The 16,069-nt window shown below is 72.6% G+C and carries 16 protein-coding genes and 1 other RNA gene; 10 read left to right on the top strand and 7 right to left on the bottom strand.

The window, feature by feature from the left end:
• Positions 1-5 precede the first annotated feature (5 nt).
• The 4 genes from OG700_RS28965 to OG700_RS28950 are packed head-to-tail and all read left to right on the top strand — an operon-like array spanning position 6 to position 5,294.
• The gene (locus tag OG700_RS28965) at positions 6-1,328 is read left to right on the top strand and encodes a phenylacetate--CoA ligase family protein (RefSeq protein WP_405618621.1); all 1,323 of its coding nucleotides are present in this window, start codon (positions 6-8) and stop codon (positions 1,326-1,328) included.
• Entirely contained in the window at positions 1,325-2,668 is a 1,344-nt protein-coding gene (locus OG700_RS28960) for a hypothetical protein (RefSeq protein ID WP_405618619.1), read from the top strand. Before OG700_RS28965 ends, OG700_RS28960 begins: the two co-directional genes overlap by 4 nt.
• Positions 2,669-2,712: 44 nt before the next feature.
• Positions 2,713-4,245: a cation:proton antiporter gene (locus tag OG700_RS28955; protein ID WP_405618617.1), complete on the top strand. Its 1,533-nt coding sequence runs from the start codon at positions 2,713-2,715 to the stop codon at positions 4,243-4,245.
• Positions 4,242-5,294: an NAD-dependent epimerase/dehydratase family protein gene (locus OG700_RS28950; protein WP_405618615.1), complete on the top strand. Its 1,053-nt coding sequence runs from the start codon at positions 4,242-4,244 to the stop codon at positions 5,292-5,294. Before OG700_RS28955 ends, OG700_RS28950 begins: the two co-directional genes overlap by 4 nt.
• A gap of 77 nt (positions 5,295-5,371) precedes the next feature.
• Here the strand turns inward: OG700_RS28950 and OG700_RS28945 are convergent, their stop codons facing one another.
• The 5 genes from OG700_RS28945 to OG700_RS28925 form a co-directional block, all read right to left on the bottom strand.
• The gene (locus OG700_RS28945) at positions 5,372-6,193 is read right to left on the bottom strand and encodes a hypothetical protein (RefSeq protein WP_405618613.1); all 822 of its coding nucleotides are present in this window, start codon (positions 6,191-6,193) and stop codon (positions 5,372-5,374) included.
• 1 nt (position 6,194) lies between these two features.
• On the bottom strand, positions 6,195-6,563 hold the full coding sequence (locus OG700_RS28940; protein ID WP_405618611.1) for a YybH family protein: 369 nt from the start codon (positions 6,561-6,563) through the stop codon (positions 6,195-6,197).
• Positions 6,564-6,675: 112 nt separating this feature from the next.
• Positions 6,676-7,680: a hypothetical protein gene (locus tag OG700_RS28935; protein ID WP_405618608.1), complete on the bottom strand. Its 1,005-nt coding sequence runs from the start codon at positions 7,678-7,680 to the stop codon at positions 6,676-6,678.
• Entirely contained in the window at positions 7,670-9,421 is a 1,752-nt protein-coding gene (locus tag OG700_RS28930; protein WP_405618606.1) for a lysine--tRNA ligase, read from the bottom strand. The genes OG700_RS28935 and OG700_RS28930 overlap by 11 nt, the downstream gene beginning before the upstream one ends.
• 81 nt (positions 9,422-9,502) lie before the next feature.
• Positions 9,503-10,111 (bottom strand): DNA-binding response regulator, encoded by a 609-nt coding sequence (locus tag OG700_RS28925; RefSeq protein WP_405618604.1) that lies wholly within the window; start codon positions 10,109-10,111, stop codon positions 9,503-9,505.
• A 143-nt stretch (positions 10,112-10,254) separates the two neighbouring features.
• On the opposite strand from OG700_RS28925, the gene OG700_RS28920 reads away from it, so the two are divergent.
• Entirely contained in the window at positions 10,255-10,920 is a 666-nt protein-coding gene (locus OG700_RS28920; protein ID WP_405618602.1) for a sensor histidine kinase, read from the top strand.
• 71 nt (positions 10,921-10,991) lie between these two features.
• The gene (locus OG700_RS28915; protein ID WP_405618600.1) at positions 10,992-11,180 is read left to right on the top strand and encodes a hypothetical protein; all 189 of its coding nucleotides are present in this window, start codon (positions 10,992-10,994) and stop codon (positions 11,178-11,180) included.
• Positions 11,181-11,264: 84 nt separating this feature from the next.
• Here OG700_RS28915 and rnpB read toward each other — a convergent pair.
• Positions 11,265-11,682: RNase P RNA component class A (gene rnpB, locus OG700_RS28910), an RNA gene on the bottom strand.
• 89 nt (positions 11,683-11,771) lie between these two features.
• Between rnpB and OG700_RS28905 the strand changes: the two genes are divergently transcribed.
• From OG700_RS28905 to eda, 4 genes are all read left to right on the top strand, one after another.
• Complete coding sequence (locus tag OG700_RS28905; RefSeq protein WP_405618598.1) at positions 11,772-12,533, top strand: MerR family transcriptional regulator; 762 nt, start codon at positions 11,772-11,774, stop codon at positions 12,531-12,533.
• A complete protein-coding gene (locus tag OG700_RS28900; RefSeq protein ID WP_405618596.1) occupies positions 12,530-13,360 on the top strand; it encodes a hypothetical protein in 831 nt (276 codons plus the stop codon). Before OG700_RS28905 ends, OG700_RS28900 begins: the two co-directional genes overlap by 4 nt.
• A 58-nt stretch (positions 13,361-13,418) precedes the next feature.
• Positions 13,419-14,219, top strand: coding sequence for a peroxide stress protein YaaA (gene yaaA, locus OG700_RS28895; protein WP_405618593.1), 801 nt, complete (start codon positions 13,419-13,421; stop codon positions 14,217-14,219).
• Positions 14,220-14,297: 78 nt separating this feature from the next.
• Entirely contained in the window at positions 14,298-14,912 is a 615-nt protein-coding gene (gene eda, locus OG700_RS28890; protein WP_405618590.1) for a bifunctional 4-hydroxy-2-oxoglutarate aldolase/2-dehydro-3-deoxy-phosphogluconate aldolase, read from the top strand.
• A 323-nt stretch (positions 14,913-15,235) separates the two neighbouring features.
• Here the strand turns inward: eda and OG700_RS28885 are convergent, their stop codons facing one another.
• Positions 15,236-16,069: a GNAT family N-acetyltransferase gene (locus tag OG700_RS28885; RefSeq protein ID WP_405618588.1), complete on the bottom strand. Its 834-nt coding sequence runs from the start codon at positions 16,067-16,069 to the stop codon at positions 15,236-15,238.

Raw genomic sequence — 16,069 nt, 5'->3', positions numbered from 1 at the left:
CGACGATGTTCCTCCGAGAGGCCTGGTACGTACCGGTGGGCATCGCCCGCCAGTACGGCACCGGGACCGCCCTGAGACGGCGTCAGCTCTCCCAGCTCAACGGGATGCTGGCACACGCCCGCGCCCATGTGCCGTACTACCGGGACGATCCCGCCTACCACCGGCACCCGGGACCGCTGCGCGACCTCGCCGAACTGGCCGAACTGCCCGTCATCGACAAGGAAGTGCTGCGCGGGCACCCGCTGGAGGATCTGGTCGCCGACGGCGTACGCCACGAGGAACTCCCGACGTTCCGCACCAGCGGATCCACCGGCCGCCGGGTGACCGTGGTGCACGACCGGCGCAGCCACGACTACCACCTGGCCTGCTGCGTACGCCGGTTCCTGGCGACCGGCCGCTATCTGCCCACCGACCGGCTCTCCCACATCCGGCCCTTCGCACCGCCGTCGCGCGGCTACGAGAAGGCCGGCCTGTTCCGCCGTCATGTGCTGCTCACCGACCGGCCGATGGACGGCATCAAGGCCGAACTGCTCACCGCGCGCCCGCAGGTCCTCATCGGCTATCCCGTCCATCTCCGCGCGCTGCTGCGGGCGTTGACACCGGGCGAGCTGGAACTGCTGCGGCGGACGCTGAAATTGGTGCTCACGGAGTCCGAACTGCTCGTCGACGCCCACCGGGCGCTCTTCCGGCGGGAGTTCGGGGCCCCGGTGCACGACGAGTACTCGGCGTTCGAGGTGCTCAACATCGCCTACGACTGCAAGCACGGGCGGGCCCACCTCGCGGAGGACCGGCTGCTGGTCGAGATCATCGGACCGGACGGCCGGCCCGTGGAGGACGGGCGGGAGGGCCGGGTGACGGCGACCGCGTTCATGGAACGCGCGATGCCGCTCGTCCGCTACGACCTCGGGGACGTCGGCCTGATCGACCCCGAACCGTGCCCGTGCGGGCGGCGGTTCCGCACCCTGCGGCTCACCGCGGGCCGGGTCAACGACTCCGTGCTGCTGCCCACCGGCCGCCAGCTGTACCCGGACACGTTCCTGCACCTGGCCGCGACGTTCCCCGGCATCGCCGAGTGCGGTGTGTACCAGAACGCCGAAGGGGCGGTACGCCTCAGCGTCGTACCGTCCGAGCCGGCCGACCCGTCCCCCGAGGCCTGGGCCGACCTCTGCGAACGGGTGTCGGAGCGGCTGCTCACGGTGGCCGGCTGCGCCTTCCCGCTGGAGATCGTGCGGGTGGCGAGCGTGGAGATCACGGCGGGCGGCAAGGGCCGGTTCGTCACCTCCGAGCTGACGCCGCCCCCGTCCGTCGGCGCCGCCGGTCCGGCATGAACGGTTCGAGGGGCCGGACCGGCGCGACGGCCACGACGAAGGACACCGCGGACACGAGGGACGCGCAGGACACGGCGACGGTCTCCGTGGCGGCCGGGTCACCCGGCGCGGGCACGGGCAAGGCCGCGTCCCTGCGACCCCGCGCGGGCGTTCTCGTCTCGCTGCTCGCCGGCCGCACCGCCTTCCGGCTCTCCCTGCTCGGCACGAACGCCGCGCTGCTGGCGAGCTGGGGCCAGGGTCCGTACGAGCACTACGCCCAGGCCATGGGCACCGCACAGGTGCTCACCACGGTCACCTCGCTCGGCATCGAGAAATGCGCGCTCAAGCTCGTCCCCCGGGCCAGGCGCACCGGCCCCCAGCTCCTCACCGTCTTCCTCGCCACCTCGCTGCTGCTCACCGCGGCGGCCGTGCTCTGGCTCGGCTGCGCACTGCTGTTCGCGTCCGCCGGCCACACCGGCATGCTGCGTCTGCTGGCCGGGCTGTACGCCGCGCTGCTCGGGCTCAACATGGTGCTCGTCGGCCTGTGCCGGGCGCTCGGCCGCAACCGGGCCGACGTCCTCAACTTCTCCGCCCTGTCGGCCGTCGTCCTCACCGGGGCCGGCGGCGCGACGCTCCTCGGCTGGGGTCCGCTCGTCTTCACCGGCTGGCTCCTCGGCGGCACGGTCCTGCTGAACCTGGCCCTGCTGCCCTCGCTGCGGGCGGCGTCGGCGCGGCCCGTCCGCCCCGGCCTGGCCCGCCAGGCGGTCTCCACCTCACTGCTGATGGCGGCGGGGGACGTGGCGGCGAGCGGCGCGGTCAGTGTGCTCTTCGCCGTCCTGGCCGCCTCCCGGCACCACGAACAGAGCGGCCATCTCTATCTGATGGTGCTCGCCTCCTCCATCATCCTGAACGTCTTCGGCTATGTGCTGCGGCTCTTCCAGCCGCTGGTCTCGCTCAGCCTCCGGTCGGTGGACACCGGCGCGCTGCACCGCGGGGTCGTCGGTCGGCTGGTCCCCGTCGCCGCCGTGGGCACGGTGTGGACCGCCGGGGCGTTCGTACTCGTCCGGCACGCCGAACGCGCGGCGGGAGTACCGCCGGCCGTCGCCGTACTGCTGCTGTATCTGCTGTGTGTCCCGCTGTTCTTCGCCGTCGGCAGCCTCAACTACCTGCTGGAGAACGCCACGGCGCGCACCCTGCGGGCCACGGCGGTCAGCGCCCTGGTGGGCCTGGGCTGCGCGGCGGGCCTCGGGCTGGTCTTCGTTCCCGCCATGGGCGCGCTCGGTGCCGTCACCGCGCTCGCCGCCGGGGAGATCACCCATGCCCTGGCCGCGCGTCTGCTGCTGCGCCGGCGCCGTACGTGAACCCGACGCCGTATCCGTACGGCACCGAATCCGGGAGTTCCCCCATGACCGAGACCAACCGTCCGCAGGCCGCGGGGCAGTCCCCGCACGGCGACCGCGACCACCACGATAGCCGCGACCACCGCAGCGCCTGGCGCGGCATCGTCCTGCCGTTGCTGATATCCCTCGCCGCCCTCGGCGCGCTCGTCGCCGTCTTCGGCCTGGGCCTCGACCCGCCCGACGCCCCGGCCGCCGCGACCGGGGCCGGTACGCGGACGTCGGACACCGGTCCCCCGGCGAGCGAGACGATCCTGCGGGTGGTGGCCGCGCTCGCGGCGGTGGCCGCGGCGGCCGCCGGCGGCGGCTGGCTGGCCCGGCGCCTGGGTCAGCCTCCGGTCGTCGGCGAGATCGCGATGGGGCTGCTGCTCGGCCCGTCCCTGCTGGCCGGTCTGCTCCCCGCGTCGGCCGAGATCTTCTTCCCGGAATCGGTGCGGCCGCTGCTGTCCCTGCTCGCGCAGGTCGGTCTCATCCTGTTCATGTTCGCGGTCGGCTCCGAGTTCGACGTCTCCCAACTGCGGCGCAGCGGACGGGTCGTCGGCGCGGTCAGCCAGGGCAGCATGATCATCCCGTTTGTGCTCGGCGCGCTCTCGGCGATCGTCGTGTACCGCGAATTCGCCGCGGGCGGGGTCGGTTTCGTCCCGTTCGCGATCTTCCTCGGCACCGCGATGAGCATCACCGCCTTCCCGGTGCTGGCCCGCATCGTGCAGGAATCGGGGCTCTCCCGGCATCCGCTCGGCACGATGGCCATGGCCTGCGCCGCCGCCTGTGACGTGGTCGCGTGGTGCGCGCTCGCCACCGCCATGGCGGTGGCACGGGCGGACGGGCCCTGGGGCGCGGTCGGCACGGTGCTGCTCGCGGCGGCGGTGACGGTACTGATCCTGCGGCTGGGCCGTCCCCTCGTACGGGCTGCCGAGCGGTGGGCCGACCGGACGGGCGCCCCACCCGCGGCCCGGCTGGTCTTCCTCCTGCTCCTCGCGTTCTCGCTCGCCTGGGTCACCGACCTGATGGGCGTCCACTCGATCTTCGGCGCGTTCCTCGCCGGGCTGCTCGTCCCGCACCGCCCGGGGAACCGGATGACCGCCGTGCAGAGCGGTATCGACTCCATCAACCGCCGGGTGCTGCTGCCGCTGTTCTTCGTGACGGTCGGCATGTCCGTCGACCTCACGGCCGTGACCGGCCGGGCCGGGCTGCTGCTGGCCGGGGCCGTCGCGATCGTCACCGCCGTGGTCGGGAAGCTGGCCGGGACCGCCGTCACGGCACGGTCCGCGGGCCTGTCCTGGCGGATGTCGCTCGGCCTCGGCGTCCTGCTGAACGCGCGAGGTGTGACCGAGATCGTCGTACTGCGCGCGGGACTTGAGGCCGGGCTCATCAACCAGAACGCCTTCACCGTCCTTGTCGTGATGGCCGTGCTGACCACCGTGATGACCGGCCCCGCACTCGGCCTTCTGAAGCTCCGCCACCCCCGCACCGACGTCGGCACCGAGCCGGATGCCCCGTCCCGCGTACCCGGAACCCCCAAGGAAAAGGAACTGGTATGAACCCCCCAGCCGCAGCCCCCTCGCCCGGCCCCGTCTCCCTCGTCACGGGCGGCGCCGGCTTCATCGGCTCCCATGTGGCCCGCGAACTGCTCGCCGCCGGCCACCGGGTGATCGTTCTCGACGACCTCAGCGGCGGTGTCTGCGGCAACGTCCCGGCGGGCGCGGAGTTCCGCCACGGCAGCGTCTGCGACCCGGAGGTGGTCGACTCGCTCTTCGCGGCCCACCGCGTCGACTACGTGTTCCACCTCGCCGCGTACGCCGCCGAGGGCCTGAGTCACTTCATCAAGCGCTTCAACTACATGAACAACGTGCTCGGCAGCGTCAATCTGATCAACGCGGCCATCAACGCGGGCACCGTCAAGTGCTTCGTCTTCACCTCGTCGATCGCGGTGTACGGAGCGAACCAACTGCCCATGAGCGAGGAGCTGACGCCCGCCCCCGAAGACCCCTACGGCATCGCGAAGCTCTGTGTGGAGCAGGAACTCAAGGTCACCCACGAGATGTTCGGCCTGCCGTACATCGTCTTCCGGCCGCACAACGTCTACGGCGAGTACCAGAACATCGGCGACCGCTACCGCAACGTCATCGGCATCTTCATGAATCAGGTACTGCGCGGCGAGGAGCTGACCGTCTTCGGTGACGGTGAACAGACCCGCGCCTTCAGCTACATCAAGGACGTCGCCCCCGTCATCGCCCGCTCAGTCGACACCCCCGCCGCGTACAACGAGGTCTTCAACGTCGGCGGGGACCACGTCTACAGCGTCAACCGCATCGCGACGGCGGTGTGCGAGGCCATGGGTGTGGAGCCACGCGTCAACCATCTCGTGGAGCGTCACGAGGTGCGCGACGCCTACGCGAGTCACGAGCGGGCCCACAAGGTGTTCGGCGCGCCGGAGGTGCCCGTCGGCCTGGAGGAGGGAATCGCGCGGATGGCGGCGTGGGTGAGGAAGGTGGGGCCGCAGGAGCCGTCCGTCTTCTCCGGCATCGAGGTCGTCCGGAAGCTGCCGCCGTCCTGGAGCGCGGCGCTGGAGCAGCGCCGCACGATCTGAGCGGTGTGACACGACGGCGATACGGCCGTGACGGTACGGCGCCGGCACCGGCCGCCGCCCGTCACGGCCGTACTCGTCTAGGGCCTGTCCAGCACACCGCGAAGGATCGGGCGGGCATGCCGCGGGCAGGTTGCCGGGCGGTACAACTCCCCTCCCTCCGGGCGGACATGGACAAGAGTGGGACGACGGCGGCGCAGCATCGTCAGGACGGTGCCGCCGTCCAGCAGCCGGGCGTGCACCCGCGCCGGATTGAGGTGCAGTTCGCCGCAGGACGGGGGCACGGCGCCGAGATGGCCGAGCCAGGGCTCGTACCAGAGGGAACCCGCGGGGCGGGGCGTGGCGCGGATGGCGAGACCGAGCCTGAGTACGGTCAACGGGCCGGAACGGGTGCCGGACCCGGTCCCGGCACCGGTGTCCGTATCCGCGTCCGTATCCGCGTCGGTCACCAGCAGGGCGGGCGGCCCCGTCGGCCTCTCCGGCAGGGCGTAACGGCCGGGCTCCGCGTACGGATCGGTCTCGGCGGCGGCGGAGAGCCGGACGCGCCAGGTGACGCCGTACGCCCGTACCGGATCACGCAGCGCGTCCCCCGTCTCGTACACCTCGGTCCCCCGGGCCGGGCGACGGCCGGCCAGGCACAGCGCCTCGTACAGCTCGGCGACCCGCTCGGCCGCCGGGCCGCCGGGGCTCGGGTCGAGCTCCGGATCGCGGCGTGGCAGCAGGGCCGCGCCAAGCGGCATCAGCAGATGCCGCCGCAGTTCGGCCTCGTCGCGGGTGAGCGGCGGCAGTTCGCCGGCACCGCTCTCCAGGTACCGCTCCCGGTAGTGCGGAACGGTACCGAGGGCGCGCCGCACCGACCGCGTGTAGAGCCGTTCGTGGCGCCGGCGGCGTAGAAGTGACATGTCAGCGGTTGGTGTTCTGGTCGTGGAGCAGCAGCCAGTCCCCGTCCCCGGTCGCGCGGGCGAAGGTGAGGCTGAGGAAGTAGCTCAACCGGTAGGGCTTTCCGTCCTCGTCCAGGTCGTGGTAGTCGACGGCGAGTACCACGATCGCCGTGTCGCCCTGGGTGAGGGTGCGGGTGACCTCGGTGTTCATGGTCCAGTCGGGGTCCGCGAACCAGCCCTTGTGGAAGGCGCGGATCTCGTCGGCGCCTTCGAGTACCCGGCCGTTCGGCAGGATGAAGGTCGCGTCGGTGTGCACGGTGGCCATGAAGGCGTCCAGGTCGCGGTCGCGGACCGTCGTCAGGTGGTGGTCGAGCGCGGTGGTGAATTCCATGGGGCCTGATGCCCTTTCTGTTCTCTGTTGCTGTTGCTGTTGCGCTGTCGCTGTTCCGCTGTTGTCGTTCGTTCTCGTTGGACGGGACAAGAAGGATAGGGAGGAGCGCCGGTCACCAGGGTGCGAACGGTGCGACCACCGCGTAACGCGCCAGTGGTTCACCGCCGAAGGACTCCTTGATCGCGCGCATCCCGGGACCGAAATCGACGGCGGGCACCCCGGTGACGATCAGTTGCTCGATCTCCCGCAGATAGAGGTCGAAGTAGAGGTCGCGAACGCCGCCGGCCGCGCCGGTCACCGTGGTCATCCACCCCTCGGGCGTGTCGAGCACCAGGTCGAAGGAGACAGGCAGCCCGGCCCCCTTCTCCAGGTGGGCGAAGTACGCCGCTCCGGGGCGCTCGTTCAGCCGCTCGAAGTAGCCGGGCGGCAGCGGGGCGACGCCTTCCGGCCGGCCGGTGTACTTCATCCGGGTCAGCTGGTCGAGTCTGCTCGCGCGCACCGGGTCTATGGCGGGCGCGGCCACCACCGACACCAGTTCCGGATCGTCGCCGACCCTCTCGTACAGCGCAGTCAGCCGGCGCCGTCTGCCGCGCGGCAGTTCGGCGAAGTACGCGTCCATCGAGTCCCATCGGGTGCGCAGCACGGTGGTGGGGGCGATCGGCCGCCGAAGTCTGGCCGGGCCGTCCAGGTCCGGGAGTTCGGCGGCGGTCGCGGCGAAGTGCAGTACGCCGACACAGCGCGCACCCAGTCGGCGGCGCAGCGCGCGCTCGAAGGTGCGCACGGCGAACCGGCGCTCCGTGCGGCCGAGTTGGGGGCCGTACAGCCGCCCCCCGCTGAAGCTGTACGGCAGACGCGTCTGGAACCAGCCGGGCGAGGCGGCCCGGCCCGCGGGCCGGAAGCGCCGCACCAGCGGGAAGACACCGAGCCGCCCGCAGAACGCGGCGACCGGTTCGCCCGCGTCGCGTATCAGCCCGGCGAAGTACGGCCGGGGGCTCGCCCACGCGGCTGCTTCCAGCAGGGCCTCCTCCCACAGCACACCGGCTCGGCCGGCCCGCACGAAGGCGTCCCAGCCGTCGGGGGCGGCGCCACCCCCCGGTACGAAGATCTCAGCTCGCACGGTCGGCCTCCCGTGCCCCGGCCGGCGGTGTCCAGGCCTGCGGTGTCCAGGCTTCTTCCGCGGTCCGGCGGGCGCTGTCGAGCACCGCGAACGCCCTTTCCCTGAGGGGCTGTTCGCCACGGTCCCGATAGGCGGTCAGCGCCTGGGCGAGCACCGGCGGGGTGAACGCGTCGGTGAGAGTGTCGAGCCGGGGGCCGTGTCCGGTGCCGAACAGCGCTGCGTAGATCTGCCGGAAGTCCGCACGGGTCCTGGGGCGGTCCGCCCTGGGGGCGCCGGGGCCTTGGTGGTGGGCGAGTTGCCCGATCAGCGTGTCGACCGCGGTACCCGCGCCGGCCGGTGCCGGGGCCGCCGCCCCCTCGTACGGCCGCCGCCCGTGGATCGCGGCCCACGCCAGCGCGTGGCCGACCCGTTCGGCCAGCGACTCCGGCTCCGCGTGGGGGTGTTGGCGCGCCAGGTGGCGCAGCGCGGCGGGCCGGTCGTAGCCGTGCCCGTACAGGGCGCCGAGGACCGTGCGCATCCGGGGCAGGGCGGCGCGCCGCGCGGGGTCCTCGTCGGTCAGCAGCTCCCAGAGGGTCCTGGCACGCGCGTCGCCGTCGCCGTCATCGGCCCCGTCGTCGGCCCTGTCGGCACCGCCGTCGGCGCTCGACACGAAGCGGTCGAACGCGTCGTACGCGCCGAGGTAGGCCGCCCGGCCGAAGCCCAGACGCAGGTCGGAGAGGCAGTTGCGGCGCGCGTACAGCCACAGCACCAGCGGGGCGGGGAAGACGGTGAGGAGATCACGTACGTAGGGTCCGCCGCCCAGCGAACCGGAGATCTTGCCGGCGCCGCCGTCGCCGCGCACCAGGCCGTACGGGACGATGACCGGCTGTGGCGTGTTCAGATACCGCTCGAAGAGCGGCCGGGTGCGGTCCATGGTGCTGCCCGCGCTGCAGTGGTCCTGGCCGGCGGGCTCGCAGTCGATGTGCTCGTGGGCGACGCGCAGGGTCCAGTCCAGCGCCCAGGAGGGTTTGACGGCACCCGGCGAGCGGACGGTCAGCCGGGCCCCGCAGGCCCGGCAGGCGTAGCGGGCGGCCGTCGCGTCCAGACCGTGGATCTCGGTGGTGTTGCGACCGCACTGGAGGCAGTAGACGGCGAACAGGTCCGGGCCGTCGCCGCTTCTCCTGCCGAGCAGTTCGGCGAGCTTCCCGGCGTCCCGCTGGTAGCGGCGCTGGATGACCTCGTACTCGCCGGCCAGATACCGTTCGCGCTGGTAGTGGGTCTGCCACGAACTGCCGGGCGGGGTACGGCCGTCCACGTCCGCCGCCGGTGGCAGGATGCCCACGGCGCGCAGTTCGGCGAGGTAGGTGCGGCAGATCCCGGTGGCGCGCTCCCCGCGTACGGCGAGCGGACGGCCCGCGCAGTCGGCGAGTTGGGGGTCGCGGGCCGCCTGGCTCTCGCGTACGGGGTCGTAGTCGTCGAAGCTCAGCAGGATCGCGGACCGGCGCCCGAGCCGGGTCAGCGCCCGGTGCACCAGATGGGCGCAGACGGTGTCCCGGAAGTTCCCGATGTGGAAGTGGCCGGTGGGCGACATGCTCGTCTGGATCAGCACCCGGTGGTGCGGCGGATGCCGGTCGGCGAGCCTGCGCGCGTAGTCGAACGCCCAGTGCGGTGCGGAGCTGTCCTGCGCGAAGAGATCGCGGTGGCTGCCGCCCGTACGTCGTCGTGTCCCCAACATGGCGACGAGTACAGCGGATCGGCCCATAAACCGCCTATACATGACCGCCCGTACAGGCCACCCGTACGCGGCCGTGGTGGTCGTCGGCGGGGGCAGCGGGCCGGGCACTCAGGCGAGCCAGCCGTTCTCGCGGGCGACGCGCAGCGCGTCGACGCGATTGCGGGCACCGAGCTTGTTCACGATGGCCGTCAGGTAGTTGCGTACGGTCCCCACCGTCAGGTTCGTGGCGCTCGCGATCTGCGTGGCCTCCGCCCCGTCCCCCACCATGGCGAGCACCTCGGCCTCCCGTGCGGTGAGCGGGTTGTCGCCGATCTCCCAGGCGGAGATGGCGAGTTCGGGGTCGATGACCCGGCGTCCCGCGCCGACCCTGCGTACGGCGTCGATCAGTTCGCCGGGCGGGGCGTCCTTGAGGAGGAAGCCGCACACCTGCGCGTCCAGGGCCCGCCAGAGCTGGCCGGGGCGGCCCATCCCGGTCAGGATCAACGTGCGGCAGTCCGGGGCCTGTTCGCGCAGCCGCGCGGCGGCGGTGATGCCGTCCATACCCGGCATGCCGATGTCGAGCACGGCGGTGTCCGCACCCGTTCTGAGTACCGCGGCGACCGCTTCCGTACCGTTCCCGGCCTGGGCGACCACCTCCAGATCCGGCTCCAGTTCCAGCAGCCCGGCGAGCGCCGACCTGATCATGTGCATGTCCTCGGCGAGCACGATTCTCTGCATGTGTCCCTGTGTCCTCAACCGTCCCCACGACCCCGAACCGGGCCGTCCAAACCGAGGGCCGGCCCTCGGCCCGGCCTTGTCTACCACCGATCCGGCCGTGCCCGGCGGACGCGTATAGCGCAGTGATAGCCCGGAGCGCGAGGGTGCTGACCGGCACGGACCACCAGGAAGGGGGCAACATGTCGACGGCGGACTCCACCGCACAGCGACACGTCGTCGTACGCGAACGCCTGCGCTTCGCCCGCGATCTGCACGATCTGCTGGGGCCCCGGCTGTCGGCCGTCACGCTCCAGTGCGAGCTGGCGCGGCGCATGATGGACAGCAGGCCCCAGACGGCCCGCGAGGAACTGGACCGGGCGCTGTCCGGGATGCGGGAGGTCATGGCCGAGGTGCGTCAAGTGGCGCACGGCTACCACTGCCTGTCGCTGGAGACGGAGGCCGACGCCACCCTGGCCGTGCTGCGGTCCGCCGGAATCCGGGCCACGGCCCAGCTGCCGCCCGAGCCCCTGCCCACGCCGGTCCAGACGGTGCTGGCGACGGTGATCCGGGAGGCCGCCGCCAATGTGCTGCGGCACAGCAGGGCCGGGCGCTGCCGGACGACCGTCGAACTCCTCGACGGGGCGGTGCGGTTGACGATGACCAACGACGGCGTCAGCAAGGCGGCCCCGCCGGCCGCCCCCGGCTTCGCCGATCTGCCGGCCGGAATGGGGCTGCGCAGCCTGACCGAGCGCGTGGAGGCGGTCGGCGGCCGGCTGACCCACGGCCCGGTCCCGCCCCACCACTACACCCTGCGGGTCCACCTGCCGTAGGCCCTGTCCGGCGGACCTTCCCGAGTGCGACCGCCGCCACGAGGACCGGTACGCCGCCGGACTTCGAAGGAGTGACCCTCAAAGTCCTCTGCGACACCCCGCACCTGTCCATGTACAACAGCGTCCTTGTCCCTGCCTGGCAGGGGTTGACCGGTGGCACATTGCTGACGAGCGCCGTCGACCAACTCGCGTCGGCCATCGAGGGGAAGCGGAGCGCGGCCACGGCACCGCGGAACGCGCGGGCGGCCTGGAAGTCGTAGGCCACGCCGGTCCTCGATCGATGGACCGGCACGGACGGGCACGGACCGGCGCGCAAGGGCACCCAGCGGTCACAGCCGGGGCGGCAGACGAGTCGAGCTATACGCCGGATTCTGTCGCCCGGTCGCCTCGCGGCGGCCGGGGAGACGGCCATCCATCTAGGACCGACGTTGCCGTCGGCCTCCTGCGGTCTACCCGCGGACTCGGGCGGGCAGCCCTCGAACGTCCGCGCAGGACCGTCTCGCGACGGCCCCTCTTGACCTTGCTCCAAGTGGGGTTTACCTAGCCGCCTGAGTCACCTCAGGCGCTGGTGGTCTCTTACACCACCGTTTCACCCTTACCGAGGACCGTCCTCCCGAAGGAGCACAGTCCCTGGCGGTCTGTTTTCTGTGGCACTGTCCCGCGGGTCACCCCGGGTGGGCGTTACCCACCACCTTGCCCTGTGGAGTCCGGACGTTCCTCGGGAAGATCCGGAGATCTTCACGCGGCCGTCCGCCCGGCTCGTCTGCCGTGATCGTCATGGTACCCGCCCGATCGGCCGATCGATCGATCACGCTTGACCTTGTCGCAGCGTCAGGGTTTCTACTGAACTCATGCGAATCGGAGAGATCGCCGCCCTCGTGGGGGTCACCTCGCGGGCGGTGCGGCACTACCACCACCTGGGCCTGCTGCCGGAGCCCGAGCGGCTGCCCAACGGCTACCGCGTCTACTCCGTACGGGACGCCGTCCTCCTCGCCCGGATCCGGCGGCTGTCGGAGCTGGGGCTCAGCCTGGACGAGGTGCGGGACGTGCTCGCCGACGACGCCGGGCGGGAGCTGGCGGAGGTACTTGGCGAGCTGGACGCCGATCTGGCGCGGCAGGAGCAGGAGATCCGTACCAGGCGGCGCAGGCTCGCCGAGCTGATGGCGGGGACGCTGCCGCCCGAGGGGCCGGTGTCGCCGACGCTGGAGCGGTTGCTGGGGGCCATGCCGGAGACCACGTCGGTGATGGCGGCCAAGGACCGCGAACTGCTCACGCTCCTCGACACCGTCGGCGGCGACGAGACCGTGTACGACGCCCTGCGCCCCCTGACGCACGACCCGGACCTCCTCGCGCTCTACGAACGCCTCGACGCGCTCGCCGACGCGCCGACGGAGGATCCCCGCGTCGGACCACTCGCCGCGGCACTGGTCGACGCCATCCCGGACGAGGTGCTGGCCGCGATGCCGAGGACGCCAGGACCCGGGCTGGAGGGGTTCGGCGCCGCGTTCCTCGCCGACTTCGCGCCAGCCCAGGCCGAGGTGGCACGACAGGTGATGGAAGCGCTCGCGAAGCGGATGAACGAGAAGAACACGAAGGGGGAGGGACCGCGGTGAACAGAGTCCTGTGGGTGCTGGTGCCGGCCGAGGTCACGCTGGTCGGGTGTCTGCTGGCGGGCGTGGACGTCCCGGCGCCGGTCATCTGGACCGCCGAGACCGTCGTGCTCGCGCTGCTCGTGACCGAGGCCGTGCTGGTGCGGCGGCACTACCGGGCGGCACGCGTCGCCGGGGCCGGGCGCCGGGCCGCCCTCGCACGGGCCGTGGAGGCGGCCGTGCCGGCCACCGCGCGCCGGCTGCTCCTCAACGAGGCGCGGGGCGTGACGAGTCTCGTACGGTGGGTGGCCCGGCGGCGGCACGGCGTGGGCGAGGGGGATCTGGCCGCCGCGTACACCGGGCCGCAGACGGCGATGATGTACGGCTTCCTCTTCGTGTCCGTGGTGGAGACCGTGGCGCTGGCGATCCTCATCCCGTGGCCGCTGGTGCACATGATCGTGCTGGTGTTGGACGTGTACGGCGTGCTGATGGTGCTGGCGCTGCACGCGGGCTGCGTCACCCGGCCGCATGTCGTGGGCGCCGACGGGTCGCTCCGGGTGCGCTGGGGCGCGCTGTTCGACATGCCGATCGCAAGCGGTCAGATCACCTCGGTGCGCGTCGAACGCCGTTATCCGGAAGGCTCGTTGATCAAGATCGACGAGCCCGGCGGGACGCTCGACCTGATCGTGGGCGGCCAGACGACAGTACGGGTGGACCTGACCGAGCCGGTCGGGTTCGTCCGGCCGATGGGCGGGCGCGGCACGGCGACGGCGGTCCGCTTCCACGCGGACGACCCGGCGGCGCTGGTGGCCGGGCTCACCCGGATCCGCGAGACGCTCGACGTCGCTTAACCTGGCGGACCGGGGCCGCCCCCACTCCCCGGTCCGTACGCCCTTGAGGAGAACCACCGTGCTCGTGCTGCTGCCACCGTCGGAAGGCAAGGCCGCTTCCGGCCGCGGGGCTCCGCTGAAACCGGAGGCGCTGTCGCTGCCCGGACTGGCCGGGGCACGGGCCGCCGTGCTGGACGAGCTGGCCGAGCTGTGCGCCGCCGACGAGGAGAAGGCCGCGGCGGTCCTGGGCCTGAGCGAGGGCCTGCGCGGCGAGATCGCGAAGAACGTGGAGCTGCGGACCGCGGGGACGCGGCCGGCCGGGGACATCTACACCGGCGTGCTGTACGACGCGCTCGGCCTCGCCACGCTGGACACCGCCGCGCGGCGGCGGGCCGGGAAGTCGCTGCTGGTCTTCTCCGGGCTGTGGGGCGCGGTGCGGATCGGCGACCGGATTCCGTCGTACCGCTGCTCGATGGGCGTGCGACTGCCGGGCATCGGCGCGCTGGGAACCCACTGGCGCAACGCGATGGCCCCGGTACTGCCCGAGGTGGCCGGGGACGGGCTCGTACTGGACCTGCGGTCGTCGTCGTACGCGCCCGCCTGGAAGCCGGCGGGCGAGGTCGCCGCCCGTACGGCGACGGTGCGCGTCCTGCACGCGCAGTTCGTGGACGGTGTCGAGAAGCGGTCGGTGGTCAGCCACTTCAACAAGGCGACGAAGGGGCGGCTCGTGCGGGACCTGCTCATGGCCGGCGCGAAGCCGCGGAAGCCCGAGCAACTGGTGAACACGTTGCGCGAGTTGGGGTATGTGGTGGAGGTGGCGGCGCCCGGCGGGACCGGGCGGTCGTGGTCGCTGGACGTGGTGGTGACGCAGATCCACTGAGCCGCGCCGAAATCGCCCGCGTTGCGCAGGACGCAACACCCGTTGCGAGGAGCGTGGGCGGGACGGCAGGATGGCGGCATGACCTCCGTGCTCGACCTCGCCCCCGTTGTCCCTGTCGTCGTCGTGGACGATGTCACCGACGCCGTACCGCTGGCCCGCGCCCTCGTGGCCGGCGGACTGCCCGCGATCGAGGTGACGCTGCGTACCCCGGTCGCGCTGGAGGCGATCCGGGCGATCGCCGCGGAGGTGCCGGACGCCGTGGTCGGCGCCGGGACGGTCATCTCGGCACGGTCGGTGACGGACTCCGTGGACGCCGGGGCACGCTTCCTGGTCAGCCCCGGCTGGACGGACACGCTGCTGACGGCGATGCGGGCGTCGGGGGTGCCGTTCCTGCCGGGCGTCTCGACGACGTCGGAGGTCGTGGCACTGCTGGAGCGCGGCGTGACGGAGATGAAGTTCTTCCCGGCGGAGGCGGCCGGCGGCACGGCGTATCTCAAGGCCCTGTCGGGCCCCCTGCCCCAGGCACGGTTCTGCCCGACGGGCGGGATCTCCCTGGCGTCGGCCGGGTCGTATCTGGCGCTGGGCAACGTGGGCTGCGTGGGCGGCTCCTGGATGCTGCCGGCGGACGCGATCGCGGCGAAGGACTGGGGCCGGGTGGAGAAGCTGGCCCGCGAGGCGGCGGGGCTGCGCTGACGCGCGGGTCGCCCGGCGCTTCCGCCGGCGGCTCACCCCGGTCCGCCGTTCCTCGCGACCGCGGCCATTCCCGTGACGCGGCGTCCAGGGCTGATGCCGCCGCCGCGGTCAGGACATCGGCGGTGAACGGGGCGAGGATCACGCCCGGCCGCTCCCTCACCTCAGGGCGTCACCGATCTCAGCGCGTCTCTGACCTCACGGCGCGACTCCACGCACTTGCGGTGCGGTCGGGCACTTCAACACCAAGGGGAGGCGGGTGCCTTGGCCCGCCTTCGTCCGCGACGAGCGCGTACGCACGGCGGCCGAGAACCTGTGGGTCCGGCTCATGCGAAGGTCAGCACCTGACGGCCCGTCAACGGCCGGTATCCCAGCCGCTGGTAGAGCGCGTTGCTCGTCGGGTTCGCCAAGTCCGTGAAGAGCAGCACCTGTTCGGCCCCGGCGTCTCGCGTCGCCCGGCTGACCGCCGCCGTGACCGCACCTCCGTAGCCGCGTCCGCGCAGCCGAAGTGGCGTGTAGACGGGGGACACCCGGGCCTGGCCCGCGACGATCGGTGAGACCGAGGCCATCGACACCGGGGCGCCCGCGACGTCCCACACCCAGAGCCGGCCGCCGGCGACGCGCTCGGCCGCGGCCCGTCCGTAATCCCCGCCCGGCTGGCCGGTGTCGGCGGCGAAGGCGCTCAACCACTCGGTGACGAGCGGCAGATCGGCGCCGGCCGCGAGCCGGGACCGGCCGGCGGGGGCGGGGTCCGGCGGGGTCAGCTCGCCGAGGCGGAACAGCCGTACCCGGTGCGAGACCCGCCCGCCGCCGCGGCGGCCGGTCCACTCGGCGGCGAACGCCTCCGCGCACCCCTGCTCGCCCTCCACGGAACCCAACTCCGGTTCGACGGCGCGCAGTACGGGGACGAGTTCGCGCGCCGCCCGGTCCGGCATCGGGCCGAGCAGCGGGCGCAGGGGCAGCGTCTGGAGGAAGGCCGCGGACACCGGGGCGTCCTCGTACTCCCGCCAGAGGCCGAACCGTACGGGCGCCCGTACCCCGCCGGTCCGGACCGACTCGCTGATCGTCAGCAGCAGCGTCGACCGCGCGGCCTCCCGCGCGAGGCACGGACCGGCCGCCGTACGGAACTCCTCGGCGTCCTCGGTCAGTTGCCAGCCCAC

Origin of the sequence: Streptomyces sp. NBC_01508 (assembly GCF_045040315.1) — a bacterium.
Lineage (GTDB): Bacteria > Actinomycetota > Actinomycetes > Streptomycetales > Streptomycetaceae > Streptomyces.
The sequence above is the reverse complement of the archived record's forward strand: the minus strand, read 5'-3'. Positions and strand labels throughout refer to the sequence as shown.

What these genes read in the sequence shown, in the direction of transcription:
- OG700_RS28960 (WP_405618619.1), top strand. Translation starts at nt 1,325, where the DNA reads ATGAACGGTTCGAGGGGCCGGACCGGCGCGACGGCCACGACGAAGGAC.
- OG700_RS28950 (WP_405618615.1), top strand. Translation starts at nt 4,242, where the DNA reads ATGAACCCCCCAGCCGCAGCCCCCTCGCCCGGCCCCGTCTCCCTCGTC.
- OG700_RS28965 (WP_405618621.1), top strand. Translation starts at nt 6, where the DNA reads ATGTTCCTCCGAGAGGCCTGGTACGTACCGGTGGGCATCGCCCGCCAG.
- OG700_RS28905 (WP_405618598.1), top strand. Translation starts at nt 11,772, where the DNA reads ATGCGAATCGGAGAGATCGCCGCCCTCGTGGGGGTCACCTCGCGGGCG.
- eda (WP_405618590.1), top strand. Translation starts at nt 14,298, where the DNA reads ATGACCTCCGTGCTCGACCTCGCCCCCGTTGTCCCTGTCGTCGTCGTG.
- OG700_RS28930 (WP_405618606.1), bottom strand. Translation starts at nt 9,421, where the DNA reads ATGGGCCGATCCGCTGTACTCGTCGCCATGTTGGGGACACGACGACGT.
- OG700_RS28925 (WP_405618604.1), bottom strand. Translation starts at nt 10,111, where the DNA reads ATGCAGAGAATCGTGCTCGCCGAGGACATGCACATGATCAGGTCGGCG.
- OG700_RS28945 (WP_405618613.1), bottom strand. Translation starts at nt 6,193, where the DNA reads ATGTCACTTCTACGCCGCCGGCGCCACGAACGGCTCTACACGCGGTCG.
- OG700_RS28955 (WP_405618617.1), top strand. Translation starts at nt 2,713, where the DNA reads ATGACCGAGACCAACCGTCCGCAGGCCGCGGGGCAGTCCCCGCACGGC.
- OG700_RS28940 (WP_405618611.1), bottom strand. Translation starts at nt 6,563, where the DNA reads ATGGAATTCACCACCGCGCTCGACCACCACCTGACGACGGTCCGCGAC.